The organism is Peribacillus sp. FSL K6-5616, from assembly GCF_038008245.1.
GTDB lineage: Bacteria > Bacillota > Bacilli > Bacillales > DSM-1321 > Peribacillus > Peribacillus frigoritolerans.
The window spans coordinates 3,842,537-3,861,180 of the sequence record NZ_JBBOYT010000001.1; the positions used below are offsets into that span (position 1 = coordinate 3,842,537).

At 38.2% G+C, this 18,644-nt stretch carries 16 protein-coding genes; 9 read left to right on the forward strand and 7 right to left on the reverse strand.

Features of this window, described 5'->3' with window-relative positions:
• Window positions 1-7: 7 nt before the first annotated feature.
• Window positions 8-1,462 carry an Msr family ABC-F type ribosomal protection protein gene (locus tag MHB45_RS18525; RefSeq protein ID WP_072273490.1) on the reverse strand — a complete coding sequence of 485 codons (1,455 nt, stop codon included), beginning with the start codon at window positions 1,460-1,462 and terminating at the stop codon, window positions 8-10.
• Window positions 1,463-2,133: 671 nt separating this feature from the next.
• Between MHB45_RS18525 and MHB45_RS18530 the strand changes: the two genes are divergently transcribed.
• Window positions 2,134-2,592 carry a hypothetical protein gene (locus tag MHB45_RS18530; RefSeq protein WP_048687718.1) on the forward strand — a complete coding sequence of 153 codons (459 nt, stop codon included), beginning with the start codon at window positions 2,134-2,136 and terminating at the stop codon, window positions 2,590-2,592.
• Window positions 2,593-2,934: 342 nt separating this feature from the next.
• Here MHB45_RS18530 and MHB45_RS18535 read toward each other — a convergent pair whose 3' ends face one another.
• From MHB45_RS18535 to MHB45_RS18545, 3 genes are all read right to left on the reverse strand, one after another.
• Entirely contained in the window at window positions 2,935-4,536 is a 1,602-nt protein-coding gene (locus MHB45_RS18535) for a sodium:solute symporter family protein (RefSeq protein ID WP_048687719.1), read from the reverse strand.
• The gene (locus MHB45_RS18540; RefSeq protein ID WP_153246165.1) at window positions 4,537-4,677 is read right to left on the reverse strand and encodes a hypothetical protein; all 141 of its coding nucleotides are present in this window, start codon (window positions 4,675-4,677) and stop codon (window positions 4,537-4,539) included.
• A gap of 101 nt (window positions 4,678-4,778) precedes the next feature.
• On the reverse strand, window positions 4,779-6,536 hold the full coding sequence (locus tag MHB45_RS18545; RefSeq protein ID WP_048687720.1) for a sigma-54 interaction domain-containing protein: 1,758 nt from the start codon (window positions 6,534-6,536) through the stop codon (window positions 4,779-4,781).
• 341 nt (window positions 6,537-6,877) lie between these two features.
• Here MHB45_RS18545 and MHB45_RS18550 point away from each other — a divergent pair, with 341 nt between their 5' ends.
• The 7 genes from MHB45_RS18550 (at window position 6,878) to MHB45_RS18580 (ending at window position 12,141) form a co-directional block, all read left to right on the forward strand.
• Window positions 6,878-8,836, forward strand: coding sequence for an oxidoreductase (locus MHB45_RS18550; RefSeq protein ID WP_072273491.1), 1,959 nt, complete (start codon window positions 6,878-6,880; stop codon window positions 8,834-8,836).
• Between the two features lie 207 nt (window positions 8,837-9,043).
• The gene (locus MHB45_RS18555; protein WP_237766621.1) at window positions 9,044-9,271 is read left to right on the forward strand and encodes a helix-turn-helix transcriptional regulator; all 228 of its coding nucleotides are present in this window, start codon (window positions 9,044-9,046) and stop codon (window positions 9,269-9,271) included.
• Window positions 9,272-9,288: 17 nt separating this feature from the next.
• The gene (locus tag MHB45_RS18560) at window positions 9,289-9,681 is read left to right on the forward strand and encodes a hypothetical protein (RefSeq protein ID WP_054399793.1); all 393 of its coding nucleotides are present in this window, start codon (window positions 9,289-9,291) and stop codon (window positions 9,679-9,681) included.
• Window positions 9,682-9,757: 76 nt separating this feature from the next.
• Complete coding sequence (locus MHB45_RS18565; protein ID WP_072273493.1) at window positions 9,758-10,594, forward strand: hypothetical protein; 837 nt, start codon at window positions 9,758-9,760, stop codon at window positions 10,592-10,594.
• A 363-nt stretch (window positions 10,595-10,957) separates the two neighbouring features.
• Window positions 10,958-11,197: a hypothetical protein gene (locus MHB45_RS18570; RefSeq protein ID WP_072273494.1), complete on the forward strand. Its 240-nt coding sequence runs from the start codon at window positions 10,958-10,960 to the stop codon at window positions 11,195-11,197.
• Window positions 11,198-11,214: 17 nt separating this feature from the next.
• A complete protein-coding gene (locus tag MHB45_RS18575; protein ID WP_072273495.1) occupies window positions 11,215-11,370 on the forward strand; it encodes a YvrJ family protein in 156 nt (51 codons plus the stop codon).
• Between the two features lie 180 nt (window positions 11,371-11,550).
• Window positions 11,551-12,141, forward strand: coding sequence for a sigma-70 family RNA polymerase sigma factor (locus MHB45_RS18580; RefSeq protein WP_340908031.1), 591 nt, complete (start codon window positions 11,551-11,553; stop codon window positions 12,139-12,141).
• A gap of 312 nt (window positions 12,142-12,453) precedes the next feature.
• Here MHB45_RS18580 and MHB45_RS18585 read toward each other — a convergent pair whose 3' ends face one another.
• Both MHB45_RS18585 and MHB45_RS18590 read right to left on the reverse strand, forming a co-directional pair.
• Window positions 12,454-14,871, reverse strand: a complete 2,418-nt coding sequence (locus MHB45_RS18585; protein WP_072273497.1) for a DEAD/DEAH box helicase family protein — start codon at window positions 14,869-14,871, stop codon at window positions 12,454-12,456.
• Complete coding sequence (locus MHB45_RS18590; protein WP_072273498.1) at window positions 14,864-15,190, reverse strand: nucleoside triphosphate pyrophosphohydrolase; 327 nt, start codon at window positions 15,188-15,190, stop codon at window positions 14,864-14,866. The genes MHB45_RS18585 and MHB45_RS18590 overlap by 8 nt, the downstream gene beginning before the upstream one ends.
• A gap of 120 nt (window positions 15,191-15,310) precedes the next feature.
• Here MHB45_RS18590 and MHB45_RS18595 point away from each other — a divergent pair, with 120 nt between their 5' ends.
• A complete protein-coding gene (locus MHB45_RS18595; RefSeq protein WP_048687727.1) occupies window positions 15,311-15,724 on the forward strand; it encodes a (deoxy)nucleoside triphosphate pyrophosphohydrolase in 414 nt (137 codons plus the stop codon).
• Window positions 15,725-15,729: 5 nt separating this feature from the next.
• On the opposite strand, the gene MHB45_RS18600 is transcribed toward MHB45_RS18595, so the two are convergent.
• On the reverse strand, window positions 15,730-18,540 hold the full coding sequence (locus tag MHB45_RS18600) for a DEAD/DEAH box helicase (protein ID WP_048687728.1): 2,811 nt from the start codon (window positions 18,538-18,540) through the stop codon (window positions 15,730-15,732).
• Between the last annotated feature and the right edge of the window lie 104 nt (window positions 18,541-18,644).

Consider the following 18,644-nt stretch of genomic DNA (forward strand, 5'->3'; position numbering starts at 1 on the left):
TTAAAAATCACACTTGAACCAATTTTTTCTCCTCAAGTTGATACTGAATATCGGCAACCTGCTTTATGAACGCTGAATCATGGGATACAAATATGATCGTGCCTTCATATCCAGCCATGAATCGTTCCAACGCTTCAATGGCAGTAATATCCAGAAAATTAGTCGGTTCATCCAATAGCAGAATGTTGTATTCCCCTAAGAACAACTGACAAAGCTGGAGGCGAATCGCTTCTCCGCCACTTAAGGACTGAACGCTTTTCAGTATATCCGTCCCGGTAAACTGCATCGAATGCAGGACACTTCTTAAAAATCCTTCATCATATTCTGAGCGGTTCCCCAGGAATTGAAGTACCGTTTCATCTTCAGCAAATCTATAGCTCATTTGACGGAAGTAACCCATTTTTGCTTTAGGAGAAACCGTTAAACCGGCACCATTTTTCGCAATATGGTGCAGCAAAGTACTTTTACCGCTGCCGTTGCTGCCAGTGATCGCTATTTTTTTACCGTGCGGCAGCTGGAAACTCACTTCATCCAATAATACGTTCCCCGCCACTTGAAGAGTCAGCCGGTCCGCCATTATCGGGAACTTATTATGCAATTCCAATTGCTTTGACTGGCGAAATACGATTTGCCTTTCCTCTTGTACAGCTTCCACTTCCTGAAGTTTTTCCGCTCGCTGCTCAATTGCCTTCGCTGCGCGTTGTGCGGCTTTTTGGCTTGTGCCTTTCGATTTTGTCATAAACGTTTTATTCGGTTTTGCATTCGCCTCTTTTTTCGACAATCTTCCAGCTTGAGCAATTTTTTCAGCCTTTTTCATTTTTTCCTGCGCCGCTTTTTCAAGCCGGCTCTTTTCTTTAAGGAATTGTTCATGAGCCTGCGTCTGTTGTTCACGTTTTAACTGCTTCTGTGCCATGTACTCGCTGTAATTCCCTGAATATACATGTACCTCGCCTTCATGCACTTCCCAGATCGTCGTTACGAGTTCATCCAGTACAGCCCTGTCATGACTAATCAAGACAAGCGCCCCATAGTAATAGCGTAACTCATCAAGTAAAAACGAAAGGCCGTCTTGATCCAAGTGGGTTGTCGGCTCATCGATAAGCAACGCTTCATTATAGTGGGTAAACAATTGGGCAAGCTTCAGCCTCGTTTGCTCACCGCCGCTAAGCGACCCTGAATTTCGCGGAACTGCCAATTTTCCCAGTAACGCTGGATCAGCTTCTGCAACAACAGGCGCTTCAACTTGCTCAAAATAGCCGCGATCAACATAACCCTTTACTTTTCCGCTTGTCGGTTGAATTTCTCCAGCAAGCAACTTCAATAACGTACTTTTCCCTGTACCATTTTTCCCGACGATGCCGATGCGGTCAAATTGATGTACAGCCAACCGATCAATCTTCAATATCTCTTTATCTAAATAAGTCACTTCGACATTTTCTAATTCAAAACATATTTGTTCCATATTCGCTACCTCCGAAATTTGTGATTTCGTATCGATAGCTTGGATCGATACGAGCTTCTATTTCAAGCCCGCATCAAAAGAATAATAGAAATTGCAATGTACATTCCCCCTATTTTATAGTCACCGCTGAACGATCTTCTAATATGAGCTCAACTCCCAAACTCGCATCAATAAAAAAGTAACATCATCAAGTTAAATCCCTCCAAAACAAAAAAGTACACAGAAGGGCTCTGTGTACGGAAAAATGGCATAGATATCCGGCAGAACGACAAACCCTCTACAACATATCCATCCTATACACACAGCAAATAACCCCTTATAAAAAGTGGTTTTTTCCATAATATATGTGTATATCAGTATAATTGTAAAAATGCCACGTTTATCGCTCCTTTCAAATCTTGCCCCTATTCTAACCAGGATATTTCCAATAGTCAATGATTTTTTGTTTTATATAATGGATGATTAATAACTCTTGAGTTTTTTTATCAGAGGTTGGTAGGCACGTATCATGAAGGTAATGGGGAGACTGAAGAGGACAGCCTGACGTCGGCTGTTCTTTCTTGTTTTGATTTCAAAATTCCACTCCCTAAAAAGTAATTATCTTAATCAAGTTTTGCATGATATTATTAATAATTAAGTAGGTAAGAGCAATAGAAAAGGTGGAAATACATATGAAGAAGACAGTATTAGCTTTTACAGTAGCAGGGGCATTAGTAGGTTTAGGTGGGGGATACGCAATTGGTTTTCATAATGCGGACGAAATGCAAGATAAAAAGCAAGACCAAAAGATTATTGCTGAAATAAACCGTCTAGCGAAAATCAAGGAAATGCCAGTAATACAACTGGACAAGCAAACATCAGAGGTATATATGGGTAAAGAAAGGCGTATGGCTAATGAGGGTGAAGAGAATATCATTACCGAGACATTTGAAATCAGTGAAATCGAAAATGGGCATATCCGTGGCGAGAAAATAGAGGGCAAGGGCGAAGGCATTTACTATCAAACAGAGGTATTTACTACCATGGGATTCCATCCAAACTATGGCGACATATTCCGCGTGGGTTGGGAAGAGTCCGATTATGAAAACAAAGAATGGGACAAAGTTGTTGTACTCGAACAGCTGAAGTGAATACCTAAGATTAGAGAGTATTCCGGAAGGAGCGCTTGGTAGCAACCAATCTTATCCTATCTGCGTTCGTCAAGAAACGGAAAAAGAACCACACATCCCACGAAGATGGCAATGGTTCTTCTTCTGATTCTTCTGATTAAAAGTTATTAGTTGTGACCAACCACTCTTGCTAGTGGTCAGCCTCATGTTCCAGCATGGGGCTGTTTTTGGTTTATGTTAATATAAGGATATCATACTCCAATTTTTAAGTGAATATTCTCAGGAAGATAGTAATAGTGATACATAGTTTGAAATTTAGCTAGTTACAAAAAAAATGACAGGGAATCTCCCCTGCCATCTCAATCAATTCATATTGATCGGCCAATAATAAAACACCAGTGTAACCATGATGATCATGACGCCGCTGATCATTAAATAGGCTGGGTATCTGCGGGTGATGTTCATTTCTTTTTGCTCGTCTATTTCAATCGGGGTTTGAAGGATATTTGCTTGAAACTCCCTTTCTTCGATGGTGATCGTTCCATACTTGGAGCCAATGATAAGTGCGCCTATGCTTAAGATTAAACCTATGATGACAGGATTGAGGTAAACGGGAAGGCTGATTCCGAACATGCCGAGACTTTCTCCAAGTATCACGCCAACGAAGCCGAATACGATGCTCCAAAATGCGCCTTCCTTCGTTACCTTCTTTGAAAATACGCTTGATATGGCAATCGGTCCCCATGATGCCGCAAATAATGTAGCCGCAAAGTAGCCGATCCACATGACGGCAGGCGGCTGGAACAATCCAATCAATAAGATGATCAAGCTGATCACAACCATGGAAATGCGGCTGGCCCGTAATAGATGATGATCTGTGTATTCCTTTTTACGCGATTGTTCCATGATATCCCGTGTAATGCTGCTTCCTATAATCTGAAGGAAGCTCGAACAGGATGATAATGCCGCAGCCATGATGCCGCTGACAATGATGACTCCAAGCCATGTCGGGACAATATTCATCGCTGCCCAAATGAATACCTTTTCCGTCGGGGCGATATCCGCTTTAATGGTGGTGATTGTCGATATGCTGATATGAAGAAACAAATAGACGGTCAAAATGGATATCGTTGCCCAAACGCCGGCCCGGATGGCTACGTGTTCATTTTTTGCCATTAAATATCGGCTGCTTTGCCATGGACTCACGGCGATGACAATGCCCCAGACCAAGCCCATGATGACGGCCCAGGCCAATGCTTCCCAAGGAGTGCCCATCGTTGCGGCAGGTCCGGTAATGCCATGCCAGCTTAATAAATCAGGCCGTTCAGCCAGGTTTGCCGCTTTCATAACGGCATCAGGAAAACCGCCTGCGGATTTGATGATATAAGGAAAACTTAGATATGTTGCGATTGAGAATAAAAAGAACATCACGGTATCATTGACCATGACCCCCTTCGCCCCTGAGAGAATGGTGAAGGATGAATACACGACCCACATGATCACCAGGGCCATTGGATAGGAAACACCAGAAACCTCGGCCAATAAAACGGCTGCCCCTTGAGTAACGGCAACTAAGTATGCAGCGATACCGAGAATCGTCGTGATCGCAGCTGCCAGCCTTACCTTCTTTGAATGAAAGCGATTACCAAAAAATTCAGGAACGGTCAATGATTTGCTTCTTCTTAAATACCTGCCAAACAGGAACACTCCGAATATATAGCCGCTTGCATTAAAAATCACGAGGATAAGCAGCAGGATCGGATACCCTTCATAGGAAAATCCCGCTTCCCCCATGAAGGATACCGTACTTAGGAAAGAGGCAACAAGCGTACCCGTAATCATCAATGTGTTTCCGCTTCGACCAGAAACATAGTATTCCTCTGAGCTTTTCACTTTCCTGAATAAAAAGATGCCAATCGAGACGTAAACACAAAAGGAAATAATGATACCAAGGAGAAAGGCCACTTACATCCCCACCTTTTCAATCGGATCTTTTGCTTTTATTTCTTCTTGATTTCTTTTCATTCTTACTAGGAAAACCTTCGTGATCCACCCCATGACAATTAAGGAACCCCCATAGCTTAAAGAGAAAATCAGCTCGCCCATTTCTTGACCCCCTTATCATAATAGAAATAATCAATCATTAAATATGCAATATCCATACCAAGTTTTTGAATATTCAGATTTCAATAGAGGTTAATTTATTATTAATCGTCCTGATAGCTAAATTGGTATTTGCCCAGTTTGCGCATGATCGTCGTTTGGCTGACCCCCAGGGCCTTGGCCATTTTTCTGGTTGATTTATAGGTGGAAAGGGCCTGTGACAATAATTGCTTTTCCGTTTCCTCTAATGCTTTTTTCAAGGGAATGATTCCTGTTAAATTGACCAGCGCCGTATCTTTGTAGGTTAAATCGGAAGGCAAATCCTCTATCGTTACGATAGGCTTTCTAGCCGTCACGACGATTTGTTCAATTACATTTTCCAACTCCCGAACATTGCCCGGGTAATCCTGCAGCTGCAGAATTAACTTGGAATGATCATCGATCGTGATGGATTGACCGTATTTTTCATTGAATTTCTTCAGAAAATAATTGGTTAATAATAAGATATCTTCCTTCCGCTCACGCAGCTGCGGTATTTCCATTGGAACGACATGCAGCCGATAATATAAATCTTCGCGGAACTGATTATTCTTGATCATTTGCTTCAAGTCTTTATTCGTGGCGGAGATGATGCGGATATTCACCTTTTTCTCCTTCGTTCCTCCCACCTTCATGAATGTTCGATCCTGGACCAAATGCAGGATTTTCACTTGAATGTCGAGCGGCATTTCCCCGATTTCATCAAGAAACAATGTGCCGCCATCAGCACTCTCAACAAGCCCCTTTTTCCCGTGCTTATTAGCTCCCGTAAATGCACCGCTTTCGTAGCCAAATAGCTCGGACTCAATTAAAGCCGATGGAATCGCGCCGCAATTCACTTGAATGAAATTCTTATCCTTTCTGCTGCTGAGATCATGAATGACCCTTGCTAAAACCCCTTTTCCGACTCCGGTTTCTCCATGAATGAAGATGGAAGAATCCATCGGGGCGACTTTTTCAGCTAATTCCAAAACCTTTACCATCTTATCCGAATTTGTAATGAAGTTATTGAACGAAACGGTTCTCGAATTTTCATGCTGGGCCCGCTGGTTCCTAAGGTTCACTCTGTTCAATTGACTCTTCATCTCAACCAATTCCGTGATATCCCTGGAATTCGAAACGATTCTATATAAGTTCCCCTCTTCATCAAAAATCGGCTTCGCTGTGCTGAATACCGTCAATCCATGCGGATAGGTTTGCTCCGCCGAATGGATCGCTTTCGTTTTCATCGTTTTTAATGTAACTGAATTGACGATCAATCCCTTTTCAACTAACTCATTAATGTTCTTATTAATAAAGGCCTCCGGCGGCAGCCCTGTAAGCTTCTTGCACGCTTCACTCACGAATAGCGTGTCCCCGTTCGCATCCGTCACGAAAATTTCATCATAGCTGGAATGCAGGATTTGCGTGAGCTCCTTTACCTTCTTTCTTGTCACCTCCAGCTCTTTCTTTAGTGATTCATTTAGACTGATTAAGCTCTTCATCTTCTTTTTAAGCAGCATTTCCCTGACTTCGGAAATCGGATGGCAGCTATATTGGTTATCGCCATGTTGAATCACAAAATCATAGGTGCTCATATCCTCTTCACCTAGCTTATCTAATTCATCAACGACGACAAACGATGTATTGAGATAAGCCGTGATTTCCTGATTATCGCCATCGCTATCCAATCTCTTCAAAAAGAAACCTTCATCCAATATGCCGAGGATTTCCAAGTGATTTTTCATGACAATAAAAGGTGAAGAATTAATTTTCAGCAAGGATTTTACATCCAAAATAGAAATATCGGAAAATACAATTAGTGATTCCTTTTTCACTTCCATCACATCACCCCATATTTTGATTACGAACCGATTTTGTTACACTTTTTGATACGAAAATAGCTAAGTGTCATTTTCGTAAGCGACGAATGTCTCTAAATCAACAAATTCAGAACTGAACCTTTTATGAATCACCACTTTTCAAAAAAGGTTCAGTTATCTATCTATAAAATACGATACCCATGAGCCATACCCCTCTTTATCCAAGTAAATAAACGATTATGAAACCACATTCCCCCAAACGGCATGGTTATTGCATATTGAACCTGTATAGGGATAGCTAGGGGGCGAATGGATGCTCTCTATACTCTCATTCTATCTAACATTAGGGAGTGGTCATGTATATGGCTCAATTCAAGAATCTGTTTACCCAATTAACGATTGGTGCTACTGAATTAAAAAACCGGATCTTAAGTACAGCACATCAAACAAATCATGTCACGGACGGAATCCCCACTTCGGATATGGTCGCCTATCATGAAGCCCGTGCTAAAGGGGGCGTCGGATTAATCATCCTTGAAGCGGCATCCGTACATCCATCCGGCATGCTTACGTCCAAAACGATCGCAGGATATGACCAAAGAATTGTCGATGCCTACAAAGAGCTTTCCGAAACGCTCCATAAGTATGGAACGAAGGTTTTCTCGCAGCTATTCCATGGCGGACGGGAAGTCGTATCGAGCGACTACCGAAATGCGGCATGGGCGCCATCGGCCGTTCCCAGCCTGCGCTTTGGCGTGATGCCAAAACCAATGAGTTTGGAGGATATTGAAGGCGTGATTGAAGGGTTCGCCCATTCAGCACATCTGGCAAAGGAAGGCGGACTGGATGGAGTGGAAATTTGCTGTTCACACGGATATCTTCCTGCCCAGTTTTGGTCACAGCATACAAATAAGCGTAAGGATATCTATGGCGGATCATTTGAAAATCGGATGCGATTCATCGTGGAAATATTGGAGAAGGTATGGGAAAGAGTCGGGGAAGACTTTACCGTCGGCATTCGCATGAGTTCAGATGAACTGACGATGGACGGGACGACGATGAAGGATTCCGTGCAAATCGTCGAATATCTCGCGGAAAAAGTCCGATTGGATTTCATTAATGTCACTGCCGGAGATTCAAGTACCTTCGAGGGATCAACACATATCGTGCCGCCATCACCGATAAAGCACGCTTACTTATCACCACATGGATTCAAAATCAGGATGGCAGGAGCCGTACCGGTCTTTGTCGGTAATAGAATCGTCGACCCCGTTGAAGCGGAGCAGATCGTATCAACCGGAAAAGCCGATGTCGTCGGAATGACCAGGGCCTTAATCGTCGACCCAGACATGCCCAACAAAGCAAAAAGTGGCGACCTGCAGGCAATCGATGCATGCATCGGCTGTTTACAAGCCTGTATCGGTCACTATCATAAAGGACTGCCGATTGGCTGTGTCCAAAACCCGACAACAGGTAAAGAAGCATGGATTTTACCAGAATTGAAGAAAAAGAGAAGCAAACAAAATGTCCTCGTCATCGGCGCAGGACCTGGCGGATTACAGGCAGCCATAACCGCGGATTCACTAGGTCACTCTGTTACACTGATCGATCAAAGCAAATCAATCGGCGGCCTGCTTCGCACCATGCGCAAAGCACCGATGCGGCATGAACTTGCAGAGTCGATGCTCGATAACTACTCCCGGAAACTGATGAGAAGCAATATAAATGTGCAATTAGGCAAAAAAGCAACCGCCCAAGAAATATCCGAATCAAAACCGGACGCCATCATCTGTGCAACAGGCTCACGTCCCTATACACCAGCCATCGAAGGAATCGGTGACCCACGGATCATCATGAGTGATGACCTCTACAGCTCAACTAAAAAAGTTGGGGACAACGTATTGGTATTCGACTTTGGCGGTGACTGGCCCGGCATGGAAGCAGCCATCTACCTAGCCGAAAAAGGACACCACGTCACACTCATATCATCACGCCTGCACATCGGTGAAACCGTCCACCAATATCTCAGGAACGAATACCTAAAAAAACTATACAATCTAAACGTCACACTCCTACCCCATTACGACATCGGGGCAATCAAAAAAGATCACGTCATCATCCGGAACCTATTCACCCAACAAAAAGAAGAACTAACCAATTGGGATTTTATCGTCCTCTCCCTTGGCCGCATCCCCAACACAGAGCTATTCGAAGAAATGAAAGGCCATGCGCCTATTGTGAAACAGATTGGGGATTGTCTTGGTCCGCGGACGATAGAGGAAGCGACGCATGAGGGGATGATGAGTGTGTTAGGTTTATAGGTGGAAGAGACATTCCTTTGGGGGATGTCTCTCTTTTTGATCATATAGGTCTGGCACGACCTGCTTATTATTTTTATCTTCTTGTCTAACACTTTAAACCAACTATTATATACTCTATTTTTTCTCTTTATCTCCAATTCAATTCCTTTTATTCTTTTTAAATGTATTATTTTCAATCCATTTTGTATATAATACTATACATAAGAGGTGGAGAATTTGAAAAGAGGAAAAGTAAAAAACAACGTGAGATATTTTCGAAGATTACATAATTTTACTCAAGAAGAACTTTCGGATCGAATAGGTGTACACAGACAAACCATTGTTGCTTTGGAAAAACAAAAATACGAACCCTCAATAGGAATTGTCTTGATGCTCTCTGCTGTATTAAATGAACCAATCGATAAATTATTCTTTTTAGAAGAAAAAAAAGAATAAATTCAGGAGGGATCTTTATGCGTTTTAAAAAGTGGATGATTTTAGTTGGTTATATGTACTTATTCTTTTCCTTTGGATATTCATGTTATTTAAATTTTATAAATGATGGTAACTTATGGTTCTTGTGGGGAATAGCTTCTCTCGTTATTGGTTATCAAGTAATTAATTTCTTAATCAAGAAAAAAAATGATACGTGGAACAGTAGTTACGTTGTTGCAGATCAACGTATTTTTCGTAGAATTCTAGTTTCTCTCTCTATATCATATGTTTTTATTCTGATTTTTTTATTGATTGGAACAATTGGATTCTATAATGACTTCATTTCAGGCTATAATATTTTGGTCGGAGCTATTATTCTAAGTTTGTTAGTTTTTATGATTTCCCAAATTGTTCAAAGTTTTGTAAACTAATCTAAATAGGTTGTAAAAAAGTTAGTAAATCCTCCCTTATAGAATTGTAAGGTAAAAATTATAAGGAGGATTTTAAATGACAATCATTAAACCATTATCTTTAAATGCGCTAGAAAAACAATCGTTTAAAGAGAAAATTCAGGAAAAAGTAACATCCCAATTTAATCTTGCAGCTGACTTTGGTAAGTTGCAGGCAAACGAAATTGATTATTCTGTGTTAAATGAAGGCAAAGTTGCAAAAATGAAAAGTACCATTGGTAAGCAATTTACTATTCCCGTGAAAACACACGAAGGATTAGATGGTGAAGTACATTACACCGAAGTAAATGGGGCCTACCTTTATAACGTTGCAACTAAAACGACAAATAGAAAGCTATTAGCAGATCTAAGTAAACTTGCTAATTCAAATGAGGAATTTAACAAACTATCAAAGCACCTTATTAAAGATGGTTATACTCTAAACAATGATGAAGAGTATGTCCTTCAGAACACCAAGTATTTAGAAGATAAAGAAGGTAAAGTACTTTCAGAGTCCCTAAATATGTTTTCTCTTCCTTTATACCAAAAGGAAAATTTAGTTGGTATGCTATTTTTTGATGAAAGTAATATGAAACCAGTTATATTAATTGGTAATGAGAGAACATTCGTTCATGAAAATGGAGAAATCGTTACAATCCAGGCCGATTCTTGTAGTCTATCATGGACAAAATGTATGAATAAACAATTAGATTGTGGAACTTGGAATAGTTGTTTAATTATATATGGAAGTTGTATTGGTGGGTGCTGTACTTGTTTTAATCCACTTTCTTGTATTGTATGTGCAGTATGTGCAGTTGCGGTTGTAGGTGCTGCATGGACCTGCAGAATGTGTGTTCCAGGTGCTGCAAGACCAAAAGAATGTCCAACAAAATAAATTTCAGAGACTGTCTAGTTTAGGCAGTCTCTTTTTCTATTTTAAAATACTAAAAAACTAAATTAAGAAAATCACTAAAATGGTTGTTTTATTTGAGACTTTCGGACTTTAAGAAGAGAAGGGGGAAATCCTAATATTCTGGTTATACTGCAGGAAACAATGGAAATGTGGATAGTTATATTTTCAAATCCCGATTACTACCCATTTGAGCTGTTAACTATCCTATTATCCTTAGGTTAAAAAAGGAACATTAACAAACATATGCTCCAATTATTTCTTTCTATAAAATAGGAGCAAATAACCAATTAAAGTATTATTTAAATAAATAACAAACAATGTTATAGATGTTAAGGAGGATATAAAATGAATAAAGATTTATATGAATTGGTGAGTGAAGCTAAGTCTAAACCTCATAATTTAGAGCCGGTTATCTTTTTATTTCAACCTAAGATTCTAAAATCATTATTTCAAACAAAACAACAAGAAAGAGAAGATTTAACTCAAGAATTAGTTATTTTGATTATTAAAATCATTAATAGATACGACGTTGATAAAACTCCAGGATTTTTTGAGTTTCAAACTAAATATCACAAAAAGAAATAAAATGGAGGGGATCTTATATGGAGACTTACACGACCCTTGTTAATATAATTGGTAATTTCGGATTTCCAATCTTTGTTGCCTTATATCTTTTTATTAGGTTCGAAAAAAAGTTGGAAAAGCTTGAAAAAGCTATTGTGGAATTAGGAAATAATATTCGAGGTGAGAGGAAATGAATCCTAATATTTTCAAGTGTTTTTGCGAAGTAAGAAATACACAAACATTTATCACAAAATGTTTAGATGACAACTCACTCTCCAATGAAGACAGAGATTTTCTGATTGATTTAGTTCAACGGACATCAAAAATCTCTAATAAAATAGTACAGTATTATCCACAAAAAGGAGGTGATGAAAATGATTAAATCTGATTGTTGCAGCAATCAACTTTTCGAGTTTGAAGATAACAATAGAAAGTTTATAAATAGTAAGATTATAAAATCCTTTTTAAAAGAAGAAAAAAATTATGCACTGTATAAAAAAGCCATATGTACTCCTTCAATCAAAAATAAGAATAAATTAGATGAAGAATTCAAAAAACATTTATTTTATATTCGTTTTGTATCGCTCATATCCAAAACTATACATTTTACAGCAGTTAAATACGATATAAGTATTAACGATCAAAATAAAAATTTTCCTATCATTCTAAATGCTGAAAATGATGAGTCTATCCCCTTATTAAACACGATTGAAGTTAAAGAAGAAGGATATGAAAAGATTTATAATGAAGATGCCGAAACCATCGAAGATATTACCTCAGATAAGGAAATCGTCAACGCTCTTTCCCAATTAACCAATACTCAAAAGAAAACACTAAAGTTAAAATATGTTGATAATTTGGCATTTAAAGAAATAGCAGTAATAATGAACGTTTCGCAGCAGGCAGTTTCTAAAAACCACAAACTAGCAATTAATAAATTAAGGAACCTCCTTCAAGAAAAATAGTTGCTTGTCCCCTCATTTTGCCTGCAACCACATTCCCCTTGGGAACCACAAAAATAAGCTCCCATATTAATGCGAAATGAAGTTTCGAACCTTTTTTAATAGATGTTTTTCATTTTGGGCTCCTAACTGCTGAAGGTCCTTGGCCTACAATCCGAAAATAAATAAAAATATAAGACTAAGTTTAGAGATGGTCATTAAGCCGCAGTACCTTTTGATATTAGGAATACGGTTTACTACACCAATTATTAAAACCAACAATAAGGAGTTGGAGACATTCCTTTTGGGAATGTCTCTTTTTGAGGATGGGTTCTTTTACTTAGCCTTGCGCTCAAAGTGATAATGAAGTCGATATTCACAAATATCCTTGGTCATATCAAACAAAACCCTCTGGTCTTCTGAACTGACATCAAAGTTCAGCTTGAAAATATCTTCTTCGTAAGAAATCAATCCTTTAGAGCTGCCACTCCACTTAGACATAGGCATAGTTGCAATCAACTTGCTAACCGCATCTTCATCGTAGTTCCATAGCTTTTTAGATGATTTGTCAGCAAAGTCAATTTGTTTTCGATACTCTGTTTCTGTTAAGTAGCTATGAAAGAATGGTGCTGCTTCCTCAGAGGTGATTGGCTTGAACCAACTATACTCCCCACGCTCTAGCATCGCTAGCAGAACGACCATTTTATAGCTCTTCGCCATACCTGTTTTCTCTACTTCAACTAGCCATTGTTCATATCGATGAAAGATTTCTGATTCATTTTCTGAAAGCTCTTTAGCATATTCCAAGAATCCATAATATGAAGAGAATTCCTGACGATACTGTGGGGAATCAGAGGCACCTTTTAAATGCAATTCCAAATAAGAAGGCCTTCTTCCTAATTCCTGCTTTAATATGTGATAATCATTTACTAATTTATCTCGTCTAGGTTGCTTCTTCTTCGCCATTTCCTTTAAGAGGTTTATAACCTGGATATCCAATTTTATTTCGCATAACTTAGGAACAATAGGCTCAATGGTTTTCTTCTTCTGCTTGCTCAAATCGGTATCAAACAAACTTAATTTAATATCTGCATTTCGATAATTACCGATTAAATCAATAATAACGCAATGATCCTTGGAGTCATGTAGTCTTAGCCCTCTGCCAATCTGCTGGGTAAAAACCGTTAAAGATTCTGTTGGCCTAACAAATAAAAGCGTATCAACAGCCGGGATATCGACTCCCTCATTGAATAGATTGACAGTAAAGATAATATCGAGGGCTCCAGCTGTAAGCTGACTTATTGCATCATCTCTATTCATGTCTTTTTGCCTTGAATGCAGACTAATTGCCCTATAGCCCTTTTGATTAAAAAAGTCAGAAAGAAAATCTGCTTGCCTAATGGATGAACAGAAACCAATCGTACGTGTTTTTCTTTTGTCCTTCCACGCATTCAATACTTTTTGAGCCATCTCATCCCGTAATTGAAGCTGTAACAACTCCTTTTCATCATACCGATTTCCTAGCCAAGTTATCTGACTATAATCTGTATCATCATACACACCAAAATATTTAAACGGCGCTAACCAGTTCCGTTGAATAGCCTCAAGGAAATCCAACCGGAACGCTACATTTCCACCGCAGATAGCATATACATCTCTGTTATCATTCCGATCCGGTGTGGCCGTAATTCCAAGCAAAAATTTCGGTTTGAAGTAATCTAGTACTCGTTGATAAGATTCAGCCGCTGCATGATGAAACTCATCGACGATAATCAAGTCAAATTCTTCAGGATCAAAAACTTGAAGATGCCGCTGCATGCTTAACGTGTAAATTGAAGCAAAAATAGTATGTCCATGCCTCTCCTTCACCTTGCCATTATAAATAGAAAAGCTCTCTTCCGGCATAACCGTTTGGAAAGACTTCTTAGCCTGATATAGAATTTCTTCAAGATGGGCAATAAACAGCACCCGTTTAAAATTGCGGGCAAAGAAGCCGGCTAAATATGTCTTTCCTAATCCGGTGGCCATCACAACTAACGCCTTATCATAATCTTCTTCCATTGTTTTATTTAACTCTTCTAATGCTTCTATTTGTGCAAAGCGAGGATAAATTTCCCCATATGGTGCAGATGGTTCATGAATGATCTCCGTTGTTGGAATAGACTCATCAACTTCACTTGGAAGCATTAACTCCATTTCCTCTGTTTCTGTCCACTTTTGAGGAAGATTTGGATTAGTTATATGAAACTTCTCATAGCTTTTTTCATAATTCTTCAACGTTTCATGATTTAAAGAAATCGTATGGTCACTATAAAACGTTTCTAAAAATAGATGCAGTCCTTGAGAAAATACTTCTTCATCATCACTAACAGAAAGACTCCATTCCACTCCATTACTTAAAGCAGAACGTGAAAGATTGGACGAGCCAACAAACAGACTATCTTGGTTTTCTTTTTGGAAAAGATAAGCTTTAGGATGAAAGGACACCCCATTACTCTTCCATAATCTGATCTCAATCCTTGAATCAATCTCTAACAATGTCCTTAATGCTTCTGGCTGGGTCACAAACAAATAATCGCCAGTACACACTTTAATTTCCGCTCCACGTTCAGCAGCCGCTTTTAATGCTTCTCTCAAATATTGAACACCAGATTTCATCACAAAAGAGGTCAAAATACAAATAGAAGAAGCAGAATCAATCTGCTTCAATAGGTGTGTCCCTAATTGACTGGTAATTAATTGAACCTTACTCATCTTCAACCTCAATCAGATAGATCTTTTCCTTAAATCCTCCGCGTTTAGCCGATTTACTCTTTCGTACTTCCTCCACTTCATCAATTGAGGAGCCATGATACTCAGCGAGCGCATGAAGGATTTCTAACACATCAGCCAACTCTTCAATTGCATCTTCTTTACTTTCAGTCTCTACATATTCCTGTAACTCTTCAAAGCTCTTCTTTTTCAATTCTTCTATGTATTCCTTCTCATTTAACACTTTTGTTGTAAACTTCTTACCTGTAGCTTCAATCACTTCTGGAATCCGATCACGGACTAATTTATTGTGGACTGGCATAAAGTGGCCTCCTTCAAAGTTTATCTTACAATTATAACACTTACCCAAATTTTGTATTTAACACAAACCTCACTTAATCATGATATTATTTAATCATAGCAAAACCTATAGGAGGATAACATGAAAAAGCAAGTTAAAGTAGTTGCAGCCATTATTGAAAATGAAAATGATGAAATACTATGTGCGTTACGCTCTCCAGAAATGAGCATCCCGAACATGTGGGAATTTCCAGGTGGAAAAGTAGAAAAGGGGGAAGATATTTTTACTGCTTTAAAAAGAGAGATTGATGAGGAATTACAATGTCAGGTTGAAACAGATGCTTCAATCTTTAATGATAATACGCATGAATATGAAACCTTCATCATTAACCTACTGTCTATAAAATGTAGAATCATTGGAGGTACCCCAACTGCCAATGAGCATTCTAAACTGATATGGTTAAAGCGAGAGAATTTAAGTTCTCTAAAATGGGCTCCTGCTGACATTCCAGCTGTGGAACAATTAATAAATGAAAAAAATAGTCTTCTCAAATGAGAAGACTATACTCTTTTAGTGAACTCCGTATATAAACTAGCTGGAACTTCATTGTCTAATTCCATTGTAACGGTAATCGGCTTTTCCCCTTCATATTCCACGGTGTTACCCTTCCCGATGTAAATATAAGGCTCTGTCTTACCATCTATTTCTTTATACTTTCTAATAAATAAATGTAAATGTATCCCTCTATCCTGATTGAAAACAATATTCTTTCCTCTCTCAGAACTTGGGGCTGTACTATTTGGTGTCTGCCATTGAAAAATGCGTTCGTTTATAAATTCATCGTGGTAATTAATGCTCTCTTTAATATCTTCTTCCTTGTGCAAATCAATAAATAAGAAATAGTCATTTCCATTTGAAAGTAGACCAGAACCCCTAAAAGCACTGTGGCTTTTGCGATAATTTGATAGTAATGCGGCATCACCCATTTGATATTGCTCATACAGCTTCAAATGTGGCACACCATAGTAGTCTTCTTTAAATTCCTTTTCATATCTAAAGATCCCATAAATAATAAGATCTTCGATATACGTTCTATATTCATCATTCTGTAGAACCTTTTGATAAGAAGCTGTCTTAGTTAAATGACCATTTTCAAGAGCAAATAACTTCAAGTTCCTCTTTTTCTGACCAGGATCATAAAAATCCTGATTTAGACACTGCAAGGCATGCAATATACTATCTTCATCTACCTCTTTAACCAACTTCAATATCTCACATTTTGCGGTTTCTAAAGAAATCTCATTATGGTCCAATAGATATTTAGCAATCGCAAATTCATACACTCGCTTTAAAGGTAGCTTACTCGATAATTCCCTTAATACTCCTTCAAAAGCTTCGTCTAGTAATAGCCTTTTCAAGGAATCTTCTTTTTCTACTTTTGCTACAAATTGCAAATATGTTTTTTCGCGATTAATAAACTTAATCGGATCTGGAGCTCCATCAAATTTCATATAATCCATTAATAATAAAGGAGTTTTACCTTGATTCATTTTCTTAAACTCAAAGTACTCTTCCTTCAAATACTTCAAAGAATTAAAGTTTTCCTTATCAATTTGCGCTAATATCCGTTCTTCAGAAATTTTATCCATTTGAATATGCGTACACCCTGGAATATTTGCAAAGCCAGTTGCAATAGCAACCTTCAAACTCTCTTTATCATAATATCGACTACCATTCAAAGCGATGGCAATTAAGAACGATTTACTATGATTCCCGATAAAATCAAGGACTGTTAGGAAACTCTTTTCTTTATGTTTACGAAGCCCTCGTCCTAGCTGTTGAATAAAAACGATCGGAGAATTAGTAGGTCTTAACATTAATACGGTATTTACAGAAGGAATATCAACACCCTCATTAAAAATATCAACCGTAAAAATAAATTCTAAGTCATCCTGATCATCTTCTAATCTATTTATATAATGTGATCTTAGTTCAACTGAGTCATTTCCAGATAAACAAATACTTCGAATACCCCTACTATTAAATTCTTGTGCCATATATTGTGCATGTTCAACGGTTACGCAAAAACCTAGACCTTTTCTTTTGTCCCCGTCATGGCCATAGAAATTCATATTCTTAATAATAAAGTCGACTCTCTCGTTAACCTTTAATCGCTTCGTTATCTCCGCTACATCGTCAATATCTACATCACTTAAATCAATTCCCTCAATGTCGGTAATACCAAAATAATGAAATGGAATAACCAGTTCATCCTCTAAAGCTTCATGTAAACGAACTTCCAACGCAACATTATTATCAAATAGGTCAAAAACATTTTGTTGATCGCTTCTCTCTGGAGTAGCTGTCATCCCTAATGTGAAATGTGGGTCGAAATATTCTAGCACTGCTTGATAGCTAGGGCTTGTCGCATGATGAGCCTCATCAAAAATAATATAATCAAATTCGTCTCGTTTAAATTCCTCGTAGCATTTAGACAAAGTTTGTATGGTAGAAAAAATATAATCAGCATTTTTTTGCTTTTGATTCCCAGTCAGTAATCCAAATGTCAGTTTTTCATTCGGAAGGAGCTTTTCAAAGGTCTCTTTTGCTTTTTTTAATATTTCTTCTCTATGTACAATGAACAACAATCTTTTAGGCTTGAATCCCTTTACGTCAAAAGCAGACATATACGTTTTACCCGTCCCTGTTGCTGCTATAACTAAGGCCTTCTTTTCCCCAAACGATCTAATTCTCTCAAGGTTTTCAACTGCACGTTTTTGCATGTTATTAGGAATAATATATTCAGAGCTTTCATAAATAAATTGCTGAGTATTCGTAAAGCCCTTTAATTTACTCAAAAACTCTTCATACTTACTAATGAAATTGTCATCGGCTACAACACTACTATTCCATAAGCCATCATATTCCTTTAAAACATCTTTCAGAAATTGAGCATCCTCTTTAGCAATGATCTCAACGTTCCACTCAATATTACTCTTAAGTGCACTTTGAGTAATATTAGAAGAACCAATAATCACCTTATAACTATCCTTAAATTCAAAAATATACGCTTTCGTATGAAAACCAATCGCCTTATCTGTTTCAAAAACCTTCAAATGGATATTACTAAACTCATTTATTTTCTTTAAAGCCTTCGCTTCAGTAAAATTCAGATAAGTAGAAGTAATAATCTTCCCCTTAACGCCCCTTTTTTCCGCGTTTTTGAAAGTATCCAACAACAACTGAAGACCACTATAATTAATAAAGGCCACGCTGAAATAAAACTTTTCACACTCCTTTATAGAAGAGATTAATTCATTTAATAAATTACCCTTGTCTGAATTGACAATTAGCTTTTTCTCGATGTCCATGATTTGCTCCTGACTGTGCTTATATAAATAAGAGAATTCTTTAGATCTAAATTAAATATTCAATAAATCGTTGAACAATAATACATTACTCTGGCTTGTTTCTA

Excerpts from the sequence above, each read along its gene's own strand:
- MHB45_RS18525 (WP_072273490.1), bottom strand. The coding sequence starts at position 1,462 with ATGGAACAAATATGTTTTGAATTAGAAAATGTCGAAGTGACTTATTTA.
- MHB45_RS18530 (WP_048687718.1), top strand. The coding sequence starts at position 2,134 with ATGAAGAAGACAGTATTAGCTTTTACAGTAGCAGGGGCATTAGTAGGT.
- MHB45_RS18540 (WP_153246165.1), bottom strand. The coding sequence starts at position 4,677 with ATGGGCGAGCTGATTTTCTCTTTAAGCTATGGGGGTTCCTTAATTGTC.
- MHB45_RS18545 (WP_048687720.1), bottom strand. The coding sequence starts at position 6,536 with ATGGAAGTGAAAAAGGAATCACTAATTGTATTTTCCGATATTTCTATT.
- MHB45_RS18550 (WP_072273491.1), top strand. The coding sequence starts at position 6,878 with ATGGCTCAATTCAAGAATCTGTTTACCCAATTAACGATTGGTGCTACT.
- MHB45_RS18560 (WP_054399793.1), top strand. The coding sequence starts at position 9,289 with ATGCGTTTTAAAAAGTGGATGATTTTAGTTGGTTATATGTACTTATTC.
- MHB45_RS18565 (WP_072273493.1), top strand. The coding sequence starts at position 9,758 with ATGACAATCATTAAACCATTATCTTTAAATGCGCTAGAAAAACAATCG.
- MHB45_RS18570 (WP_072273494.1), top strand. The coding sequence starts at position 10,958 with ATGAATAAAGATTTATATGAATTGGTGAGTGAAGCTAAGTCTAAACCT.
- MHB45_RS18575 (WP_072273495.1), top strand. The coding sequence starts at position 11,215 with ATGGAGACTTACACGACCCTTGTTAATATAATTGGTAATTTCGGATTT.
- MHB45_RS18580 (WP_340908031.1), top strand. The coding sequence starts at position 11,551 with ATGATTAAATCTGATTGTTGCAGCAATCAACTTTTCGAGTTTGAAGAT.
- MHB45_RS18585 (WP_072273497.1), bottom strand. The coding sequence starts at position 14,871 with ATGAGTAAGGTTCAATTAATTACCAGTCAATTAGGGACACACCTATTG.
- MHB45_RS18590 (WP_072273498.1), bottom strand. The coding sequence starts at position 15,190 with ATGCCAGTCCACAATAAATTAGTCCGTGATCGGATTCCAGAAGTGATT.
- MHB45_RS18595 (WP_048687727.1), top strand. The coding sequence starts at position 15,311 with ATGAAAAAGCAAGTTAAAGTAGTTGCAGCCATTATTGAAAATGAAAAT.
- MHB45_RS18600 (WP_048687728.1), bottom strand. The coding sequence starts at position 18,540 with ATGGACATCGAGAAAAAGCTAATTGTCAATTCAGACAAGGGTAATTTA.